Origin of the sequence: Microbacterium aurugineum (assembly GCF_023101205.1) — a bacterium.
GTDB classification, from domain to species: domain Bacteria; phylum Actinomycetota; class Actinomycetes; order Actinomycetales; family Microbacteriaceae; genus Microbacterium; species Microbacterium aurugineum.
In genome coordinates, this window is sequence record NZ_CP078078.1 from 1,229,572 (window position 1) to 1,249,237 (window position 19,666).

Annotated in this window: 19 protein-coding genes; 15 read left to right on the plus strand and 4 right to left on the minus strand. The window is 64.5% G+C overall.

The window, feature by feature from the left end; all coding sequences use genetic code 11:
* Window positions 1–86 precede the first annotated feature (86 nt).
* The gene (locus tag KV397_RS05995) at window positions 87–1,220 is read right to left on the minus strand and encodes a hypothetical protein (protein ID WP_261812413.1); all 1,134 of its coding nucleotides are present in this window, start codon (window positions 1,218–1,220) and stop codon (window positions 87–89) included.
* A gap of 206 nt (window positions 1,221–1,426) precedes the next feature.
* Between KV397_RS05995 and KV397_RS06000 the strand changes: the two genes are divergently transcribed.
* Window positions 1,427–2,167 (plus strand): hypothetical protein, encoded by a 741-nt coding sequence (locus KV397_RS06000; protein ID WP_261812414.1) that lies wholly within the window; start codon window positions 1,427–1,429, stop codon window positions 2,165–2,167.
* Between the two features lie 118 nt (window positions 2,168–2,285).
* Window positions 2,286–3,590 (plus strand): hypothetical protein, encoded by a 1,305-nt coding sequence (locus tag KV397_RS06005; protein WP_261812415.1) that lies wholly within the window; start codon window positions 2,286–2,288, stop codon window positions 3,588–3,590.
* A 1,501-nt stretch (window positions 3,591–5,091) separates the two neighbouring features.
* On the opposite strand, the gene KV397_RS06010 is transcribed toward KV397_RS06005, so the two are convergent.
* Window positions 5,092–5,595 (minus strand): hypothetical protein, encoded by a 504-nt coding sequence (locus tag KV397_RS06010; RefSeq protein WP_261812416.1) that lies wholly within the window; start codon window positions 5,593–5,595, stop codon window positions 5,092–5,094.
* Between the two features lie 83 nt (window positions 5,596–5,678).
* Here KV397_RS06010 and KV397_RS06015 point away from each other — a divergent pair, with 83 nt between their 5' ends.
* From KV397_RS06015 to KV397_RS06025, 3 genes are all read left to right on the plus strand, one after another.
* Window positions 5,679–6,491 (plus strand): serine protease, encoded by an 813-nt coding sequence (locus KV397_RS06015; RefSeq protein ID WP_261812417.1) that lies wholly within the window; start codon window positions 5,679–5,681, stop codon window positions 6,489–6,491.
* Between the two features lie 520 nt (window positions 6,492–7,011).
* Window positions 7,012–7,929, plus strand: a complete 918-nt coding sequence (locus KV397_RS06020; RefSeq protein WP_261812418.1) for a DUF5677 domain-containing protein — start codon at window positions 7,012–7,014, stop codon at window positions 7,927–7,929.
* Window positions 7,926–8,924, plus strand: coding sequence for a hypothetical protein (locus KV397_RS06025; RefSeq protein ID WP_261812419.1), 999 nt, complete (start codon window positions 7,926–7,928; stop codon window positions 8,922–8,924). Before KV397_RS06020 ends, KV397_RS06025 begins: the two co-directional genes overlap by 4 nt.
* A gap of 478 nt (window positions 8,925–9,402) precedes the next feature.
* Here KV397_RS06025 and KV397_RS06030 read toward each other — a convergent pair whose 3' ends face one another.
* Window positions 9,403–9,966 carry a dihydrofolate reductase family protein gene (locus KV397_RS06030; protein WP_261812420.1) on the minus strand — a complete coding sequence of 188 codons (564 nt, stop codon included), beginning with the start codon at window positions 9,964–9,966 and terminating at the stop codon, window positions 9,403–9,405.
* Window positions 9,967–10,138: 172 nt separating this feature from the next.
* Here KV397_RS06030 and KV397_RS06035 point away from each other — a divergent pair, with 172 nt between their 5' ends.
* From KV397_RS06035 to KV397_RS06055, 5 genes are all read left to right on the plus strand, one after another.
* A complete protein-coding gene (locus KV397_RS06035) occupies window positions 10,139–10,639 on the plus strand; it encodes a winged helix-turn-helix transcriptional regulator (RefSeq protein ID WP_261812421.1) in 501 nt (166 codons plus the stop codon).
* Window positions 10,640–10,923: 284 nt separating this feature from the next.
* Window positions 10,924–13,281 carry a phosphoketolase family protein gene (locus KV397_RS06040; RefSeq protein ID WP_407665277.1) on the plus strand — a complete coding sequence of 786 codons (2,358 nt, stop codon included), beginning with the start codon at window positions 10,924–10,926 and terminating at the stop codon, window positions 13,279–13,281.
* A 104-nt stretch (window positions 13,282–13,385) separates the two neighbouring features.
* The gene (locus KV397_RS06045) at window positions 13,386–13,994 is read left to right on the plus strand and encodes a TetR/AcrR family transcriptional regulator (RefSeq protein ID WP_261812422.1); all 609 of its coding nucleotides are present in this window, start codon (window positions 13,386–13,388) and stop codon (window positions 13,992–13,994) included.
* Complete coding sequence (locus KV397_RS06050) at window positions 13,991–14,587, plus strand: GNAT family N-acetyltransferase (protein WP_261812423.1); 597 nt, start codon at window positions 13,991–13,993, stop codon at window positions 14,585–14,587. Before KV397_RS06045 ends, KV397_RS06050 begins: the two co-directional genes overlap by 4 nt.
* Before the next feature lie 41 nt (window positions 14,588–14,628).
* On the plus strand, window positions 14,629–15,216 hold the full coding sequence (locus tag KV397_RS06055) for a hypothetical protein (protein WP_261812424.1): 588 nt from the start codon (window positions 14,629–14,631) through the stop codon (window positions 15,214–15,216).
* 3 nt (window positions 15,217–15,219) lie between these two features.
* Here KV397_RS06055 and KV397_RS06060 read toward each other — a convergent pair whose 3' ends face one another.
* Entirely contained in the window at window positions 15,220–16,176 is a 957-nt protein-coding gene (locus KV397_RS06060) for a helix-turn-helix transcriptional regulator (protein WP_261812425.1), read from the minus strand.
* A 102-nt stretch (window positions 16,177–16,278) separates the two neighbouring features.
* Between KV397_RS06060 and KV397_RS06065 the strand changes: the two genes are divergently transcribed.
* The 5 genes from KV397_RS06065 to KV397_RS06085 all read left to right on the plus strand — a co-directional run bounded on the left by KV397_RS06065 (window position 16,279) and on the right by KV397_RS06085 (window position 19,664).
* Entirely contained in the window at window positions 16,279–16,746 is a 468-nt protein-coding gene (locus tag KV397_RS06065; RefSeq protein ID WP_261812426.1) for a VOC family protein, read from the plus strand.
* A gap of 72 nt (window positions 16,747–16,818) precedes the next feature.
* Window positions 16,819–17,298 carry a MarR family winged helix-turn-helix transcriptional regulator gene (locus KV397_RS06070; RefSeq protein ID WP_261812427.1) on the plus strand — a complete coding sequence of 160 codons (480 nt, stop codon included), beginning with the start codon at window positions 16,819–16,821 and terminating at the stop codon, window positions 17,296–17,298.
* Complete coding sequence (locus KV397_RS06075) at window positions 17,295–18,041, plus strand: DNA alkylation repair protein (protein WP_261812428.1); 747 nt, start codon at window positions 17,295–17,297, stop codon at window positions 18,039–18,041. Before KV397_RS06070 ends, KV397_RS06075 begins: the two co-directional genes overlap by 4 nt.
* A 48-nt stretch (window positions 18,042–18,089) precedes the next feature.
* Complete coding sequence (locus KV397_RS06080) at window positions 18,090–18,452, plus strand: hypothetical protein (protein ID WP_261812429.1); 363 nt, start codon at window positions 18,090–18,092, stop codon at window positions 18,450–18,452.
* A gap of 120 nt (window positions 18,453–18,572) precedes the next feature.
* Entirely contained in the window at window positions 18,573–19,664 is a 1,092-nt protein-coding gene (locus tag KV397_RS06085) for an ATP-binding protein (RefSeq protein ID WP_261812430.1), read from the plus strand.
* Window positions 19,665–19,666 lie beyond the last annotated feature (2 nt).

Consider the following 19,666-nt stretch of genomic DNA (forward strand, 5'->3'; position numbering starts at 1 on the left):
AGACCCCTCGTTCCGGCAATCGCCCGCTAGCTTGGACCAGAGCCTTGGATACGTTCCCGGTTGCGCTGGGATTTTCGCTTCGCGGTTCAATGCCCCGTCGACAGAGGAACGTATCCGTATCTCCACTGCCCGAACAGAGCGCTGAGCTCAGCCACTAGGTCGTCGGTGATCTGGTTCAGTGAGTCCGCGGTGTGTGTGGGGTGCACAGACGTGATGATACTTCCGGTGACGTCTGCCCGGTCGAGGGCCAGGGGCACGTTCGGGTGGATGACGTAGTGGACGAACCGGTTACGCACCGCGGATGTCTTCCGGTCGTCGAGGAACCCGCGAACCGCCGGCGAACGCAGAAACGCGCGCACGCGAACTGTGCTCGATGCCTTCGCATTTGGGTAGGCGTCGAGGATCTCGGACAGTGACGTCAACGCATGCCAGGTGCTGACCAGGCGAGCCCTGAACTCCGCAGGTTCATGTCCGCAACGGCTCAGCGGCAGCACGTGCGCGACTGTGTTGACGTCCTGTTCAACAAGGAGAAGCAGCAGCTTCGCCTCAATGTCGATGGCCGGGTCGTAACGGTCGTCGAGGAAGTCTTCGACCATGTAGTCGTCTTGGGTGATCCCCTCGAGCGGGCGGAGGTCGAGCGTCGATCTCAGCGCTTTCGGCCCGCCTGCGAACGGACTGTAAACGGTGAGCTGGCTACCAAGCGTCACCCCGAACTCGTTGAAGGTTCTCCCTCCCGCGCCGTCGAGCCGCCCGGGGATATCGAACCGCACTTGCAGAGGCACGGTGGCACCGATGACATGTCCGTGCAGGGAAAACACTCCGAGGTCGGGCGCGAGAGAGTGAGCCCATTTGGGCACGTTTTCGTGGAGCATCGCACGCTGGCCGATCCAGTAGGTGCGCATGTCTTCCCGAAATGTATGGAAGGTCTTGTGAGTGTCGTCGAGGAGTTTCACCGCGTGCCGTGCGCGCGCAACCGCATCGGAGTTCTCGTCGGTGAGCAGTTTCGCGAGCCGGGGAACCCCCACGTGTGGGTCGTCGGAGGTGAGGACGTCGCGCCCTTCGTAGACGATGCGGCTGAGAAAACTGGCAAGAACGAGCGGGCCGACTCCCGCGGCGACGTCACCTTTCGACGCAGACAGCATCGCGTCGGCGATCCAGATGACGTCTTCACCGAGGAGCCTGCGCGCGGCAAATCCCCGGTCTGCTGCATTGTCGGTCATGGTGAGTCTTTCGAGTATCGTCACGGCGGCGCTCGGGCCAGCGTTGGGCGCGATCTTACTCGAGAACGGAGGAGGCGCGGTGTCGGGACGAGCGTCGGGACAACTGCCCATGGCCGACCCATCGGCCCGGCCCCTTTCTGCTGCGGAGCACAGATCGAGACGACCTCGCCCGCTATGTGGCTCGCAAGCCTGGCATCATCGGTGTCATGCCCTTGCTTGGACCGAAACCTCTCCGCGCTCTCGCGTTCGTCGAGGCGCTGACATCTGAAGGTGTGTACCCTAGCCGTGAGGATGTACACGCCTTCGTGGAAGCGCGAACTTCCATGTGGGACTTCGACCCGATGCGCGAGAGCATGATGGTCTCCATCGTTGACTACCTCCTCGAAGCGCGACTTCTGCGACGGCGCAACGGGGCGCTCGAACTCACCCCGGCGGGCACCGCGCTTCTGCGAAACGCGGACCCCGAGGGTGGAGGAGCCGTCGAAGTCGTCGGACGCGTATCCGATCCATTCACTTACGCGGCGGTGCTCACCCAAATCGATAGCATTCCGAACTCTCTTGTCATTGACCCGTACTTGCAGTCGCGGGATCTCATGGTTCTTCTCCAGCTCCGCCATGTTGAACGGGTTCTCATTCGTCCCGCCCGGGCCCACGGAGTCACCCAGGAAGCGCGTCAGCATCAACTCCGCATCGCTGTGGGCGCCCGCCCCGATGTTCAGCTGCGCGCAGCTTCCGGCACGCCGAGCGAACTTCACGACCGCGTAGTTCTGTCGCGCGACGGTTCCCAAGCCCTTTTCCTAGGGACCTCGTTGGGCGGGACGCAAATGACAGTCCTCACTCGCGTCCAAGGCCCGACTGCCGCCGTTCTGCGCGACCACTACGAGGCGCTCTGGCAATCTGCAGAGGATATGGCTCCTATCGCTCGGGAACAGTCGATGGGTGAGTGACTGCGCTCGCCAACTCCGCCAGTCAGTGTCCATCAGCGGCAGACTGGGTCTCTCGCTCCACCGGTTCGCGGCGAGTTCAGATCACGACGCTCGCCAGGCCATGCGCTTGACTGGGCTCATGACTGAGCATCCCGCGACGCCCCAGCTAAACGGCCTCGACGTGTACATCATCACTTATGACGAAGAAGGCAACGAGGAGCGACTTCTCCCTTCCGAGCTCACCGGTGACGTCACAGACCGATCACCGCATCTCGGCATCAACAAGGGCACCTGGACTATTGATCGGATCAAGCACGGTCCGTTCATTGCCTCTGAGCCGCAGCTCAGACTGGTCAACGTCGGCAGCCTTGGTCGTGCCCTCGCCGTCAACGGCCATGGGACGACGCTGATCGTGGATCGGAGTGCGCCGCCGCTCGACGAAGACATTGCGGACGTTGACCAGCGCTACGACGTGGACATGATGGGCGAAGCGGTCGTAGCTAGCATCACCAAGCGATACCCAACTCAGCCCCCTGAGACAAACGCGGAGATCGCGTCGAGGCTCGAGCGTGTCGCGGCCGCCTACGATTGCCGAATCATTGACGTCAGCTTCACCCTGGCCGGCGGGGGGACGCCGGAGGAGATGCTCTCTGACTGGCCTGAAGGCGACGAACTATTGGAGCCTTTCCGAGCTCAGACCATCGACACCTTGACCACGATGGCACACGACGTGACGGTCTCCATAGCGACAGACGAGGGTAAGACCATGGCCGCACTGCTCGACGGGGCGGCGGCCATGGCTGACTACCTAAGCGCCACACAAACTGGCCCGCTCGATGCTTCTGCCGTGCTCAACCTGTTGCGGGGCGGGCACTTCAATCTGCTTATTGGGGAGTCCGAGTCCGACTACCTCGAAGTCAAGACTCAGATGCACGCAATCTCGGCACCCGGCGACACCGGCAAACGAGCGAAGGTCGAGCTGGCGCAGGATGTGGCTCGCTTCGCGAACGGCAGCGTCGATGCTGTCCTTGTGATCGGCTACCGTGAGCAGACTGGCGGTGGCAACCAGATCGGCAGCTTGACACCCGTTGCTGATGCGATCCTCAACATCCCCCAGATCCAGGAACTCTTGGATGCGCGTATCGTCCCGCCCCTCGACGGGCTCGTCATCGAGAAGTTCCCCACTTCCCACGTCGAAAGCGTGCTAGCTATCTATGTCCCGACGCAACCTAGCGAGATGCAACCATACTTAGTGCACGGCGCAATCGTCGGGGGCAAGGTCGAGGGTGCGTTCTTCAGCATCGTGCGCCGCCGTGGCGAAGGATCTATCACCACCTCCGCACAGCAAATTCACGCGTACATCGTTGCTGGGAGACGATATCTCCGCGAGCCAGCTACCTCGGGCGGGCCAGCGAACCAGGGCGGAGCGCCAGTATCCTCGTGATGATCGAGGGAATGAGCGACGGTATGCGTCAGCAAGAAGGGTTCCGGCCAGCTGGCCGGCAAACCAGGCGGGGCAGATGTGCGCTGTGCGGGACGACAGGAACCCTCACCAAAGCACATGTCCCCCCAAAGGCAGCTTTCAATGATGGCGAGTTCGCTTGGGGAGGAACGACCAGGGACAACCTGCTCACCTATGGACGAGCGCAGCGTGGGGGCGCGAACAGGTACGCACACTGCGAAGCTTGTAGAGCCTTCACATCTCCTTGGGATGATGAGTACATCCGATGGGCGCATTGCTTCGCCGGACACCTCGTTCGCTCGGCGTTGAAAGGCGAACGAACCCACATTGCCGGACAGCTCACCGGTGTGCGTCCCGGCAGATTCGTTCGGGCTGCGATTGCAGGAATGACTGCCTTGACACCCGGACTGATCGACACACACCCCGAGATTGTGCGGATGGTTCGCGAAGGCATCGCGGCTGAACCGCCTGAGGACATTCGATTCTTGATGGGCATCACACTAGGTCGGTCCGGGGTTCATATCGAGGGCAGCCACGGAGCCCGAGTGGTGAGGGCGATCCGCGATAGCAAGCGTGACGGGTGGACAGCCGGAACGTCACCGGCCTTGTCGGCCGTCGTGCATTTCCCTCCCTTCAGTCTGCTTCTCGCCGACCGTCAGCTGGTTGAGTCCTATCCTCACGTCGATTGCACCGAGTTCCTGAAGCTTGGAGTCGACGAGGAGGCAGACGTCTCCATCACCCTTCCCGTCGTCGACCTCCCTACGACGTCAGGCTCACCCGTACCAATATCCATGCTTCGTTTTGTAGAAGCCCTCGCTTGAGTCGCAGTCCTCCGATGTTGGACACGGAGCCCCACCGCGGCTCACTGGGATTGCCGCGTTCGAGGCGCTGGACGGGCGAGGCGGAGGGAGGGGCCGACGACGAATGAAGTTGGAGCCTTGCCCGACGGCACTCCGGGCTCGACCACTATCCCGAGGCAGCTTCTTGGATCGCCGTGGCGAGTTCGTCGTAGCCGACGACCGCGGTGGCGAGTTGCTGTGCTCGCAACCAAGTGAGAGTTGACTGCCCGGTTACCTCAAGCGCAACGCGCGAAAGCACGGCGAATCGCCAGTTCCCGATGTCGAGTTGGTCGAGCTGCTCTCGCCCGGCGAGATTCACCGCGAGAACGTAAGTGTCGGCGTTGTAGGTCGACTCGACGGCGTAAGTGTTCGTCTCAGGGTCGAGGAGCTTTCCGCGAAAACCTTAGAACGCGAGCGTGGACGGCTGTCGCTGCGCCCATCGCTGTACGAGTGCGCTGGACTTCACCTTGATGCGAATGTCGCCCCAGAGTACATCGAATGCGTCCCACTCGACGCGCACTGGCCGCTCAACCCCGGTAGCACGCCAAACGAGGTACTCGGCCAGCCACCCACGAACACTGTTCGTCGGGACGTCGGGTAGCGCGAACCGCAAGAAGTTGGAGACTGACGCGACGAGGCTTCGTTCAACCGCAGAAGTCGCAGGCGCCCGACATTGGCATCAGCGTCGAGCAGCTGGGGCACGGCTGGCGCCGGTCCTCTCGCGCGGCATTCCACTCGATGTCCGGCACATGAGTCGGGCAGTAGAACCGGAAGTGACCGTTCGTCCCGGTGACGGGGTGGATGATGAGCGTCAGCTCACTCATCGGCCGCCACCGGGAGCGGATGCCGCAGGCCGAGCAGTACCTCTCGCCGAGCTTGGAGATCTTGTCGGCGGGGTACGGGAAGTTGTACGACAGCTCCTTCATCGTCCAGATGCCAGCAGCGCTGTCGTCGGGATCTTCCTCGTACCCGGCGGGGAGGAACGGGAGTTGTTCGCCTTCGAACGGGCCGCCCTTCAGCGTGTACACGGGGCCGTCAAGCCAGCGGAGTGTGGGGACGACTGCGCTGGGGTCGAGCTCGTACCCAGTCATCTTCGGAAGGGGGACGGTTTGGCCGTCGAAAGGCCCGCCAGCGAAGAGATACTCCATGCCCAGAGGGTAGCGCTACCAGGCGACGTCGTACGCCGCCTGAATCGCATCCGCCAGCCCGTCACCACTGCTCTGCTTGGATCATGCATGATTGGGAAATGGCCCTCCCTTCGTTCATGTCGGTACACATTAAAAGTGAACGAACGATGCCGGGGCCCCCGGAGCGTGACGTCTGCATCATCGCGGGCACGGGCTTCATCGTTGAGCACTGCGACGAGATGTTCCTCGTCACCAACGGACACATCGTCACCGGATGCCACCGGTGGACGGACAAATACCTCGGAGTCCCCGCTCTGCCCCGCCGGCTGAAGATCAAGGTGCCGTTCTCGGCAGAGAACGCAGCCGGAGAGGGCGTCGCCCTCCTCGGGGTGCGTGAGCTTGTCATCGACCTTTTTGATACCGCTGATAACGCCAAGTGGCTCGTACATCCACAACTGGGTAGGCGCGCAGATGTGGTCGCTATCGCTCTCGAGGATGCTGCTCGCTCGTCGATACCCGACTTACCCACCGCGCTCCTTCCGTACTCGCTCCCGCAAGACGACGCGGAGATGGAGCTCGATACGGCACAGGACCTCAGCGTGGTGGGATTTCCGTTCGGGCTTCGGGGCGGCGCTGACTCTGCAATCTGGGTACGAGGAACCATCGCTTCTGAACCCGCTTTCGGGTTCGAAGGCGAGCCATGCTTTCTCATCGACGCCCGAACTCGAGCAGGTCAGTCCGGTTCCCCGGTGATCCGATCCGATACTCGACCAGAGTCGGATGGCCAAGGATGGAGTCTCGTTGGCGTCTATTCCGGTAGGACAGATGAAGCCTCCGATCTCGGGAGGGTCTGGTCGCTTTCGGTCTTACGAGCGCTCCTTGATGCGCGCCAACGCGATGTCTTGACCTTTTTGTGAGTCCTTGCGGGCCGCACCCTGGTCCGGATTCGTCGCTCCGCTGGGGTGCGCGGCGATCAAAAAGTCCGAACTGAACCTCTGTGCCCGCTAGCGTGCCCGCAGGCCCAGCTGCGAGCGGCCAAATACGCCCGGGATTCCGCGCTCGTTCTCGTGTCCCGCCGACGACGCCTCCTCTAAAGGCTCGCGTGCGGGCGCCGGGTGCCACCCTGAGTTTCTCGCCTCCCCTAGGTCTCATGAAGGTCTTGTACTCAGCTTTATGGCCGGCGTGAAAACGGTCATCGTGACCCATTTGCACCCTCCAAACTGCAGTCGATGGTTCGCACGGGGTTCTTGACGAACGCGCATCAGGTGCGGGAAGCCGCGTCGATACGATGTGGGGAAGCATCGCGTCGGCTGAGAGTCATCGTCGGCGGAAGGCACACCTGAAGGGGCAACATGGGCACATCCATCTGCACTATTCGACGAAGGCCTGAAGTTCAGAAAATCACGGTGAAAGTCGACATCGAGGTTGTGAGTTTACGTGCACACCGAATTTGACCCGTCGATGCTTCCGGAACTTCATGTCGTCAACTTCGATGAGCTCAAACAGACAAATGATGAGGATCCTTTCGTGCGCGAGGGCTTCGAGCTGCTGAAGGAAGCGTCGGTGCTGCTGATCGCGGTGGCTGGGATCCGCGCGAAAGGTCAAACCGGTGGATTGCAGCGCAACCACGCCATCGTCGTTGGTCACTACGCGCGCATGGCAAAGCTCATGACGAGTCTGATTCGGCAGATTGCCGATGGACACGGCGGCGATCAGCAGATCGCTGTGAGTCGTGAGTTCATGGACTCGGTATCTACAGTGATGTATCTTCTCGCCGATCCGGGCGACGGGAGTCGATACACGTCCTACGTCATGGACAGCCTCGTCGCGGAGCGTGAGTTTCTGAAGGACGTCCGCGAGCAAGTCACGCAGCGCGGTGATGTCATGCTCCCCATCGAGGAGCGGATCAATCGCTCAATCGCGGAAACTCTTGCAGCGGCCGGGGTGCGCGAAGAGGACATCCCGTCTCGGCGGAGCAACGGGTGGCCAAACGCCCAGGTGCGCCTCGAGTTGCTCGGTCCCACTGCCTACGCCGCGTATCGAACCGGATCCGGCGCGGTGCATGGCAGCTTCGCGGACATCTACAAAAACCATCTCGATGAGGTAGCTGGTGGTTTCGAGATCGAGACGCGACCGCAGCGCTTTCGTCCGCAGCCCCTTCTGTCTATGGCGCTCCTGTCGCTGATCACGCTGGGTGACTACAGCCGCGTGTTCCTGGGCGCGCCCTTACCGGAGGGCTTCGAGGAGCGTGGTCGCGCGCTCGTGGCGCTTCTGCGTGACGTCGACGACGAGCACGAGCGGTATCTGACTGAGCGCCGCGGTCGTCGCGATCCAGATGGAGGAGCTGCATCATGAACAAGTCCAGCGACAGTCCTGGTGGGATTCAGATCGTCGTCGAGAATCTGAGTGATGCGGGCGCCAGGCTTCTGGCCGCCGGCATCGAATCGAGCGGAAATGGTGGCGCACTCGCGCTGTTGATCGGCGCGGTGACGGAAGCACTACGTCCCGAAGATCGTGCGAAGACCCGGTTAGTGATGACCGGTGATCTTGTGGCGACGGTAAATGCGCGCGAGGACCGGACCAGTGCTCCCTACACGATGGAGCGCGGTGCGGGCATGGTTGCGGCGAAGACGATGCCGCCGAACGCCGAGGGCTTCGTTGACATCCTGATCCCGGTTCATTGGCTCCTGCCTCGCGACGATGCGAAGGAAACTGCCGAGCAGTCCCACCGACTTCGGCATCTCGCGGCGCACGAGGCAGTCCACGCCAGCATTTTTCACATCGGTGATGAGCCGTTCGATCTCCATCACCGGGAGGAGTTCGGCCATGCCGCGATGAACTTCATCTCGATGGCGAGCGAACAGATTGAGGAGCACCTCGCCGAGTATCTCGGATCGCAGATCACGGGGCACGAAGTCGAGCAGTCCGCGAGCAACGTCGAGGCATCAATCGAGGCGTGGCAGAACACGCTGGCGACCGAACTCCCAGCCATCCCCGAAAGTGACCCCGACTACTTCCAGCTCAGCATGCTCGTCACCTTCAATGCTCTGCACATCCTCTGGAAGACCCTTGCTTACCTAGCGGCGGCGCTTCGTGCCGAAGGTGGCTTCCGCGCCGTGCCCAGCGACATTGCGGCGCTGCCCGGTTGGCGTGAAAACATCGAACCGTGGTGGGACCGGTACCTGGAGCTTCTGGGAGAGATCCCGATGACCGTCGAGGTGAGTATCGCAGCCACTGACGAGGTCGTCCGCGAGATGGCGTTGCACTTGCAGACATGGGCTGACGAGCTTGGATTCGACTTCCACGACACGCCTCAGGGCGGGTTCTTCAGGATCAAGCTCTGGGATTGAAGGCAGACTCGCTCACTGAACACCTCCGAGGGAAACTCCCACGGTGCTGGCTGATTCCTGGGTGGGCTGACGTCGTCGTATCTGGCGCCGACCGCAGCAGGTGCGGCGAAGTATCAGCGTGACTGGTCGCGCCGCTATGCGACTTTCATGGCGCGGCGCTGACCCGCAGACGAGTACGTATACAGAGGCGGCGAGCCGATGTTGACGTGTCGGGGCAGTTGCGCGAACGGAGTGGCTGACCGCGCCGCTGCCGAAGGCGAACCCGCCCAGCTGATCCGCTCATGCTCGTCGCAGGAAAACTCAGGCGCAGCAACAGGAAACACAGGAAGACAGTGGGGCGCTGATCGGCGCCACGAGTGGTTGTGCCAACAGCCCACCGAAAAGCCCTGGTGGGAGGAACTTCCACCAGGGCTTCGTCGTTTCCGCCGGAGTGTCGCGTGCGTCGCGGTCGGCGTTCTCCTGCCCGTCGAGAAACGTCCTAGTCGCGCCGGGGTCGATACCTCCGGCCGAAGCTCCTCTCTGCACCCTTGTACGTCTCGACGAGTTCCCAGTCGTAGCGTCGGCCGCCGGGGATGTCGAAGATCCGGATGCCGTCGCCGAGGAACACCGGGGCGACGAAGACCTGCAGCTCATCGATGAGGTCGTGCTCGAGCGCTTGGCGGGCGATGTCCGCGCTGATGATCTGCACGTCCTTGCCATCGGCGATGACTTTGGCACGGCGGACGGCCTCGACGATGTCGACGTTGAGCGGGATGATCGTCGGATCGTCGGCGATCTCGTCGGGTCGGTGCGTGAGGACGAATTCTGTTCCTGACCATGCGCCACCGTACGCTTCGGCGGTCATCTCGTCGCGCTCGTCGCGCTGAGCCTTTGCGGCGTCATAGCCGGCTCTCCCCGAGATGATCACTCCGACGTCGCCGGCCATGCCCGCTGTCATCCCCTCGGGGGCCGGCTCTGCGGCTGACATCCAGCTCATGTCGTGCCCCGGACCGGCGATGAAGCCGTCGATCGAGCTGGTGAACCCCCACGCGACTTTGCCCATGGCTTCATCCGTTCCGGTCGTCTAGATGCGTCGGTGCGAACCCGTCGGCGGCATTCGCCATGTCACTGAGCACGAGAGTCATGTGAGCTCCAAACTACTTGTGTATCGCAATTGGTTTGAGCGTAGGCATGACCACTGGTAGATTGCAACTGGTTTCGTGAGGGGATGCAAAGTGGACACGCACCGATCCGGATGCCCGATCAACCTCTCGCTCGAGGTCTTCGGCGACAAGTGGTCGCTTCTCGTGCTGCGCGACGTCATGTTCGGCAACCGCCGCCACTACGGCGAACTGCTGGCGAACTCGGAAGAGCGCATCGCCAGTAACATCCTCGCGAACCGGCTCGCTCGACTCGTCGACCTGGGGATGCTCTCGCGTGCCGCGGATCCGTCCCACAAACAGAAGGTCCTCTACAGCCTGACCGAACCGTCGATCCAGCTCGTGCCGGTGTTCGCCCACCTCGGTGCGTGGGGTCGACGACACCTTCCTGCCTCTCCCGAGCTCGCCATCCGAGCAGAACTGCTCGAGAACGGGGGTCCCGCGCTCTGGGACACGTTCATGGATGAGCTCCGTGAACTGCACCTGGGGCTCCCGTGCGCCGACGGTGCCGCTGGCGTGCTCGACGATCTCACCGCGGCGTATCTCGCGGAGCGCGAGCGATCGGCTACGGCCTAGCTGATTCTCTGCGCTCATTCTTCGGACGTGTCAGACCGCATCCGTTGGTCGGGCGGGCCGATACGGGTCTCGGCATCGCCGCGCGACCGCTGTCAACCCCCTTCGTGGCGCGAGGGCACGCCTCGTACCGTGGCGTTTCGGCGATCGAACCGAACAATCTGCTCTGCCCACGCCCGTGAGTTCGTGCTGATCTCGCTTCTCGAGCTCGTCGACGACGAACTGTTGGTGGAGGTCCCCGTCCGCACCCGATCAGACGCGAGTCCCGAGGAAGGGAAGATGCCCATATGCGAGAACAACAGATCCGGCAGCTCGACGCGTGGTGGCGCGCCGCCAACTATCTCAGCGTGGGACAGATCTATCTTCGTGACAATCCGCTGCTCCGCCGCGAGCTTGCGGTCGACGATGTCAAGCCGCGCCTGCTCGGCCATTTCGGGACCGTTCCCGGGCTCAATCTGATCTATGCCCACGCGAATCGGCTGATCCGCGAACGCGATCTCTCCGCCCTGTACATCGCAGGACCGGGCCACGGAGGCCCGGGGATGGTCGCCAACGCCTGGCTCGACGGGACCTACACCGAGCGCTATCCCGCCGTGACCCGTGACCTGACCGGGATGACCCGACTCTTCCGCCAGTTCTCCGCGCCCGGAGGCATCCCGAGCCACGCGGCACCCGAGACGCCCGGGTCGATCCATGAGGGCGGCGAGCTCGGCTACTCGCTCAGCCACGCGTACGGCGCCGCCTTCGACAACCCCGACCTGACGGTCTTCTGCGTCGTCGGCGACGGTGAAGCCGAGACGGGTCCGCTCGCCACCGGGTGGCACGGGAACAAATTCCTCAACCCGGTTTCGGACGGTGCAGTGCTACCGATCCTGCACCTGAACGGCTGGAAGATCGCCAATCCCGCGCTGCTGGCGCGCATCCCCGAAGAGGAACTCGTCAATCTGATGCGCGGATACGGCCATGACCCGATCATCGTGTCCTTCGAGGCGACGGATGCGGCGGAGGATGTGCACCGTCGGTTCGGTGACGCACTCGAGACCGCGTTGGATCGCATCGCCGCGATTCAACGGACAGCTCGCGACGGGGCTGCGGCCGACCGCCCCGTCTGGCCGATGCTCGTCCTGCGGTCCCCCAAGGGGTGGACCGGTCCGGTGGAGGTCGACGGGCTGCCCGTCGAGGGCACGTGGCGTGCGCACCAGGTTCCGCTACCCTCCGCGCGGGACAGCGAGGAGCACCTGCGGCAACTCGAGGATTGGCTGCGGTCGTATCGGCCCGACGAGCTGTTCGACGACTCGGGTGCACCGCTGCCCGACACCGTCGCTCTCGCCCCGGGCGGTGATCACCGCATGTCAGCGACGCCTCATGCGAACGGTGGTCTGCTGCGGCAGGACCTCGACCTCCCGGACTTCCACGGGTTCGCGGTCGAGGTCGAGTCGCCCGGCGCAGCGGACGCGCAGGCCACCGCGGTTCTCGGCCGCTACCTGGCCGAGGTGATCCGGCGCAACCCGCGCACGTTCCGGCTGTTCGGTCCGGACGAGACCGCGTCCAATCGGCTGGCACCCGCGGTCTACGAAGCGACCGACAAGCAGTGGAACGCGCAGATCCTCGACCTCGACGAGCACCTTGCGCGTGCGGGCCGGGTGATGGAGGTGCTCAGCGAGCATCAGTGCCAGGGCTGGCTGGAGGGCTACCTGCTCACGGGAAGGCATGGCCTGTTCAACAGCTATGAGGCGTTCATCCACATCGTCGACTCGATGTTCAATCAACACGCGAAGTGGCTCGAGGCGTCGGCGCAGGTGCCGTGGCGCGCGTCGATCGCCTCGCTCAACTATCTGTTGTCGAGCCACGTGTGGCGACAGGATCACAATGGCTTCACGCACCAGGACCCCGGATTCCTGGACCTCGTCGTCAACAAGAGCTCCGACATCGTCCGGGTATACCTTCCCTTCGACGCGAACACGCTGTTGAGCACTTACGACCACTGCCTGCGCAGCGTCGACTACGTCAATGTCGTCGTGGCAGGCAAGCAGGACAGCCCGCAGTGGATGACGATGGACGAAGCGATCCTGCACTGTTCCCGCGGACTCGGCACGCTCCCGTGGGCAGGCACCGAATCGGACGGTGAGGAGCCCGACGTCGTCCTCGCGGCGGCGGGGGACGTGCCGACCGAGGAGATGCTCGCCGCCACGGCGATCCTGCGCGAGCGGGCGCCCGAGATCGCGACCCGCGTCATCAACGTCGTCGATCTGATGCGGCTGCAGTCCGAGGACGCTCACCCGCACGGGCTCTCGGATGCCGACTTCGACGGGCTGTTCACGACTGACCGGCCGATCATCTTCGCCTTCCACGGCTATCCGTGGCTCATCCACAGGCTGACCTACAAGCGGAACAACCATGCGAACCTTCACGTGCGTGGCTACAAGGAGAAAGGCACCACGACGACACCCTTCGACATGGTGCTGCTCAACGATCTCGATCGCTTCCAGCTGGTGATCGACGTACTCGACCGGGTGCCGGGCGCGGGCGAGCGCCACGCGACACTCCGCCAGGAGCTGCACGACTGGCGGATCGAGGCGCGCGCCTACACCCGCGAACACGGCGAGGACGAGCCGGCGATCGCCGACTGGCGCTGGCCGGAATAGATCTCCGTCGCCGAGCCAGTCGCGGCACGCTCGATACCGGATCGAGCGTGATCTCCTCACCGCATCCCATATAATGAAGATAGATTCATTTCAAAGGGGTGACCATGGTGAGATCACCGGAACAGAACGCCGCGCTGCGCGTGGCCACGCGCGAGCGGATCGAGACCGCCGCCGTGCGCGTCTTCGCGAGGCGCGGGTTCGCCGCATCGAGCATCAAAGACATCGCCGACGAGGCCGGCCTCAGCGCCGGCTCGATCTATCGCCACTACGCCAGCAAAGAGGCGCTGTTCGACGCCTTGCTCGAGCAGGCGTCATCCGGTCTGGTCGCAGCGTCCGCGATGCTCGCCGCCGATGCCGACCCCGTCGTCCTGGTACGTGAGTTCACCCGCGTGTTCGTGACCGATCTGATGAACGGGAACGGCGAGGCCGAGTTCTTCCTGGTCATCAACCAGGGATTCATCTCCGACACCCCGGCCGGTACTGCGGAACGACTGGCACGCACCCAGCGGCCGCTCTGGGATGCCTTCGAAGCCGTCGTACGTCGGGGGCAGGCGGCTGGACAGTTCGATGACGGCGATCCGGCGCAGCTGACCGCCTACTACTTCGCGATGCTCTCGGGCGTCGCCGGCATGCGAACGGTTCTCCCGACTGCGATGACCGAGGCGGGCATCGACCTGGTGCTCCGCCTGTTGATGAGAAAGGACGCTTCATGACGATCACAGTCGAACGCGGTGACACGCTGGGGGAGGCGTATCGCCGGCGCATCACCGAGGTCCTCGTTCAGGGGTTCGCCGAGGACTTCGAGTTCTTCTCGAAGGATCCACGGGTCCTCGCGGATGCGTTCGCGCATATGATCCTCCTCGACCGCTTCTTCGTGGCGCTGGTCGACGGAGAGCCCGCCGCGATCGCCTCGGTCACCGAGGGGCAGCAGGAGTGCTTCGACCCTGACCGTCGAGAGATCCAGCGCACGCTCGGTGGACTGCGCGGCCTTGTGTGCTCCTTCATCGTCCGGAGCCAGTTCCTCGGCGCGTACGAGGGTTCACGCCCCGGCCTGGCGGAGATCGGCTTCGTGACCACCGCGCCGCAGCACCAGGGCAAGGGAGTCGCCACGGCCCTGATGAGTCACCTGTTGCAGTTGCCCTACGACGAGTTCGTGCTCCGCGACATCAAAGACACGAATGCGCCCGCGCTCGGGCTCTATCGAAAGTTCGGCTTCACGGAGTCGAGCAGCCGCCGAGTGCGGTTCGCCGGACGTGCCGGGTTCTCCGCCTATGTGTCGATGAGTCTGAAGGCCGTGGCTTCGTAGCACTTGCGCTCCGGGTGGTTGGCGTTGCTACGGTGTTTCGGGTGAATCGCTCTTCGGTCTTGATCCCGTTCGTGCTCACCTCCGCTCTTCTCCTGAGCGCCTGCTCTGCGCAGGATCCGGAACCGCCCGGAGAAGACACGACCACGGGGGACGAGACGATCAGCGTCGACGGTGGCCCCGATGTCGCCGACGTCTTCGACCGGATCGGCAGCTGCGACACGGTCGCGACCCATGTCGCGCCGTACATCGAAGGTCTCGTGCCGTTGGATTCCAACGCGGTGGACGAATACGGTGCCTACTGTCAGTGGGAAGCCCCCGAAGACCTCGCCGACCTCGGAGATCTCGCGTCCGTCGAGGTCATGGTCGTTCCCAGCGAGACCAGTGAGGTGGAAGATCCCGACATCATCGAGCAGGCCGGTTTGACGCTCATCCCTGACGGTGCGCTCGACGCGGCGGGAGGCATCGCCTACGGTCTCGACGGTGAAACGGCTGTGGCCGCGGTCACCGTCACATCCGTCCGCGTGCCCGGCATCAACATCGACATCACCGGTGGACAGTGGGGAGACCGCCCTGCCCTCGACGGGCCCGCGGCCGTCGGCGTAGCGAAGGGGATCCTCGGCATCGGCTGAGGGTCAGCGCCGCACTGACGGTATCGAGCCGGTGATGCGGGCAGCGAGTCCGTCGGCGGCATCGAGGAACTCTTCGGGTCCGAGGATGGTGAAAGGGGCGTCGAATCGCAGGATCCACGACAGCAGTCCTGCCCAGGACCAGGATCCGACCCGGATGCGGCACTCGGAGGAGGAGACCTGTTCCATCTCGGCGTCGCCGAGCCAGGGCGCGGCGTCGGCGGCGGGGAGGTGCAGGAGGAACTCTCCCTGGCAGGGCCAGACGTCCTCGCTGACCGAGCCTTTGGAGCGCGCTGCGAGGAAGGTGAGAGCGTCTCCGGTCGGCAGAGCGCGCGGTGCGAAGGGTGTGCCTCCGGCGAACTTCGGGACCATCCTGTCGAGCCGGAAGATGCGCCAGTCGGACACATCGAGGTCCCAGGCGATGAGATACCATCGACCGTTCCGCGCCAGGACCGAGTGAGGCTCCACGCGACGAGGCGGGCGATCGGTCGACTCACCGTAGTCGAAGCGGAGAGTCCTCTGCTCCTGGACAGCAGCGCTGACCGCTTCGAGCACCTGCGGGTCGACCCGCGACTCGGCTGCGGTGTCGGTGAAGCGGATGCCGTCGATCCGGTGGCGCAACCTCGACGGCATCACCTGTCGCACGGTCGCCAGTGCGCGCGCCGCGGCCTCGTCGAGATCGACTCCGGTGGACGGGGAACTCTGCAGAGCCACGGCGATCGCCACCGCTTGCTCATCGTCGAACAGCAGCGGTGGAAGTTCTGCTCCGGCCGCGAGCCGGTAGCCACCGTCAGGCCCCTTGATCGCGGCGATCGAATATCCGAGGTCCCGTAGCCGGTCGACGTCTCGGCGGACGGTGCGCGTCGTCACCTCCAGCCGCTCCGCGAGCACGTGTCCCGGCCAGTCCCGGCGCGACTGCAGCAACGAGAGCAGCGCGAGCATGCGTGAAGACGTTCCCGACATGATTCCAGTATCCGCGAAGTAGAGGACTCATCCTGTCCTCTACTTCTTGCAGTGTGGGGTCACGGCATCCCGCCGTGACCAACGCAGAAGAAGGACACGCAGATGAGCATCACCACGACCACCCACCTCAACTTCCCCGGTACGGCGCGTCAGGCGCTCGACTTCTATCAGTCCGTGTTCGGGGGCACCGTCGTCGCGGCGACCTACGGTGACCTCGGCATGCCGGCCGATGCCCCCGGTGCGGACAAGATCGTCTTCGGCCAGGTCGAGAACGACTACGGGTTCCGCGTCATGGCCTACGACATCCCTGGGCAGGACGCCACTGACACGTCGCGCACCGCCGGGAGCACACGCCGTGAGAACGGCGTCACGGTGACCGATCGCACGTTCTTCCAGTCTGTGCGCGGCGAGACGCTCGATGAGGTCACCGGGATCTGGAACGCGCTCGCAGCCGGCGCGGACGTCGTCGAGCCCCTCGCCGCGTCGCCGTGGAGCCCGGGCTTCGGAATGCTCACCGACCGGTTCGGCGTGACCTGGGTGATCGACGTGCAGCCCGCACGCGGCGCCTGATCGGGCCGCGGCCGGCCCTCGTTCAGTGGGGGCCGGCCGCTACGATGTAGCCGCCTGATAATATGGCGGCTAATGAATGAGATTCTCGATCTGAAACACGAGCTTCTGCGATCACGGGCGGCCAGCGGGCCTGGCGCGGAGCTCATCTTGGGGCTGTTGACCACCGCACGCAAGATCGACGCCGCCTGTGCGGAGATCCTTGCCCGGTACGGGCTGTCGGAGGGGCGTCTCGCGGTGCTCCTGGCAGTGAGCGATACTCCCGGCATCGCGCCCGGGCAGGTGGCGGAACAACTGGGGGTGACCAGGGCCACCGTCACCGGCCTCACCGATGCCCTGGAGAAATCCGCCCTGCTGGAACGGTCGGCCGTGAGCGGGGACCGCCGCTCACTCAGCCTCCGGACTACCTCGGCCGGCGAAGCGCTCGTGGCCGAACTCAGCCCGATCTACCGTGACTGGCTGACGGTCATCGCGGTGGATGTCTCTGCGGATCAGGAGCGTGCGACGTCGGCTGCTCTCGCCGCGATCCAGCGGCGCCTGGACGAAACCCCGTGACCGTCGCCAGCCGCGGGGCCGCGAACGCCCACGACGTGCAGTCCGGCCGTGCGGAGTCGCGCACGCTTGCCAAGATCCTCGCCATCGATCACGGCGAGCTACTCGATCATGTGCTGCCCGCTGCGCCCGAGGCGTTGCGCGCGGCGGTGCGAGAGGCGCAACCGCTCGGTATCCTCGCCCGGATGCAGGCCATCGGCGTGGCCCTTCATGGGCAGCTCGGCGCAGAGGCGTGCACCGCACTGACCGAGCACGTCTCTGACACCGTGCGCGGTTGGGGCTGGTTCGCGCTCACCGCCGCACCGAGCGCGCAGGCACCGGCGGACCTGATCGGACTCGTGCTGCCGGCTGCCGACGACCCGCATTTCGGTGTGCGCGAGTGGGCCTGGATGACGGTACGCGTCCCGCTCGCGGCAGATCTCGCCGCGAGTATCCCGGCACTCGCGGCGCTCACCGACCATGCGTCGGAGCGGGTTCGGAGGTTCGCCTGTGAGACGTTGCGGCCCCGAGGCGTGTGGGCGAAGCACATCCCCGCGTTGAAAGCCGATCCGCAACTCGGAGAGGCGATTCTCGAACCGTTGCGAGCCGATCCCTCGCGCTACGTGCAGGACTCGGTCGCGAACTGGATCAACGACGCTGCCAAGACCCGACCGGACTGGGCGACCGCCCTCGGAGAGCGCTGGACGGCCGAGAGCGTGGAGACGAGCACCGCGAGGATCATCCGCCGCGGCCTCCGATCCCTGTAGCTCCCGGCGAGGTGCAAGGCACCGCGGCGATTTCCGTACGCTGGGCTCATGACGACGTCCGCCTCCGTTGTGCAGCGCCCGGTGCGCCGGCGGCTTCCGTGGGTGCTGATGCTTCTCGCCACGGTGCTCACCCTCGGAACCGTCGCGTTCATCTGGCTCGTGGCCGTGCCGGTGGGGCCCCTCGTCTGCGCTGCGGTGGATCCGCCGACGAGCAACTGCTTCCTGTCTCACCGTCAGGGGAGCGCGCTGGTGATGACCGTGGTCGTCATCGCCGTCTACCTCCTCGCCCTCCTCCCGGCGCTGCTCCGTCGCGCGCGGGGTGTGCTCGTCGTCGGAGTGGTCCTCCTCGCGTCCGCGCCGTTCGTGTCATACGCGGTGGTGGCCTGGGCGCCGGGCTTCGCGATGGCGTGAGAGCACCTCTGCACTGGTGAACGGGCGCTCGATCAAGGAAGATGTCGATCACCGCCTCGGTGAAGCGATCGCATCCGATCGGATCGCCACAGCATCTCGAACGAAAGGCCCACCGGAACGATGACCACCCTCACGATCGGAACTGCCCTCGGCGATCCCGACGCCAAAGTCGCGCTGGACGCGAGGCGTTTCAACCGCCACACGTTCTGGGTCGGTCAGAGCGGAAGCGGCAAGACCTACGCGCTCGGCGTGGTGCTCGAGCAGCTCCTTCTGGAGACCGAGCTGCCGATGATCGTCTTCGACCCGAACGGGGACTTCACCCGGTTGCAGGAGACGCGCCTCACGGCGAACGAGGCGGATGCGGCCAGAGTCGCGGCATCGGACATCCGTGTGTTCCGTTCCGGGGCAGGGGAGGGGGAACGACTGCACGCGCGGTTCGTCGATCTCTCGGCGGCCTCGAAAGCGGCGGTGCTGCAGATGGACCCGATCGCGGACGCGGACGAGTACAACGCCCTGATCCATCTGGAGCAGGACGCCGAGAGCCTGGACGGGCGCGGCATGGTGCCGGACCTGCTCGCGTCGGCCGACTCTGCCAAAGTGAGGCTCGCGAAACGTATCGAGAATCTGCAGGTACTCGAATGGAACCTGTGGTCTCGCGGTGCGAATTCCGTCGTCGACGTCGTCGATGAGCGGCCGCGTGTCACGGTCCTCGACCTCGGCGGCTTCGAGCACCCGGCGGAACCCAAGGTCGCCGCCCTCGCGGTGCTCGAACATCTCTGGGCGCGGCGCGAAGAGCGGCGCCCTGTGCTGATCGTGATCGACGAGGCGCACAACCTCTGTTCGCCCAACCCCGAGACCGCGGTCGAGCGGGCCCTCACCGAACAGCTCGTGCAGATCGCCGCCGAGGGACGGAAGTTCGGGCTGTGGCTGCTGCTCTCCACGCAACGGCCGACCAAGATCCATCCCAACGTGCTCTCGCAGTGCGACAACCTGGCGCTCATGCGCGTCAACGCGCCCCGTGACCTCGCGGAACTGGCCGACGTGTTCGGGTTCGCCTCGGAGGACGCCATCCGGCGCTCCGCGGAGTTCGTGCAGGGGCAGGCCCTCTTCGCGGGCGGGTTCATCTCGGCGCCGACATTCGTGCAGATGGGGGCGCGGATCACGGAGGAAGCCGGAGGAGACGTGAAGGTACCGCTGCGTGCCGAACGTTGAGA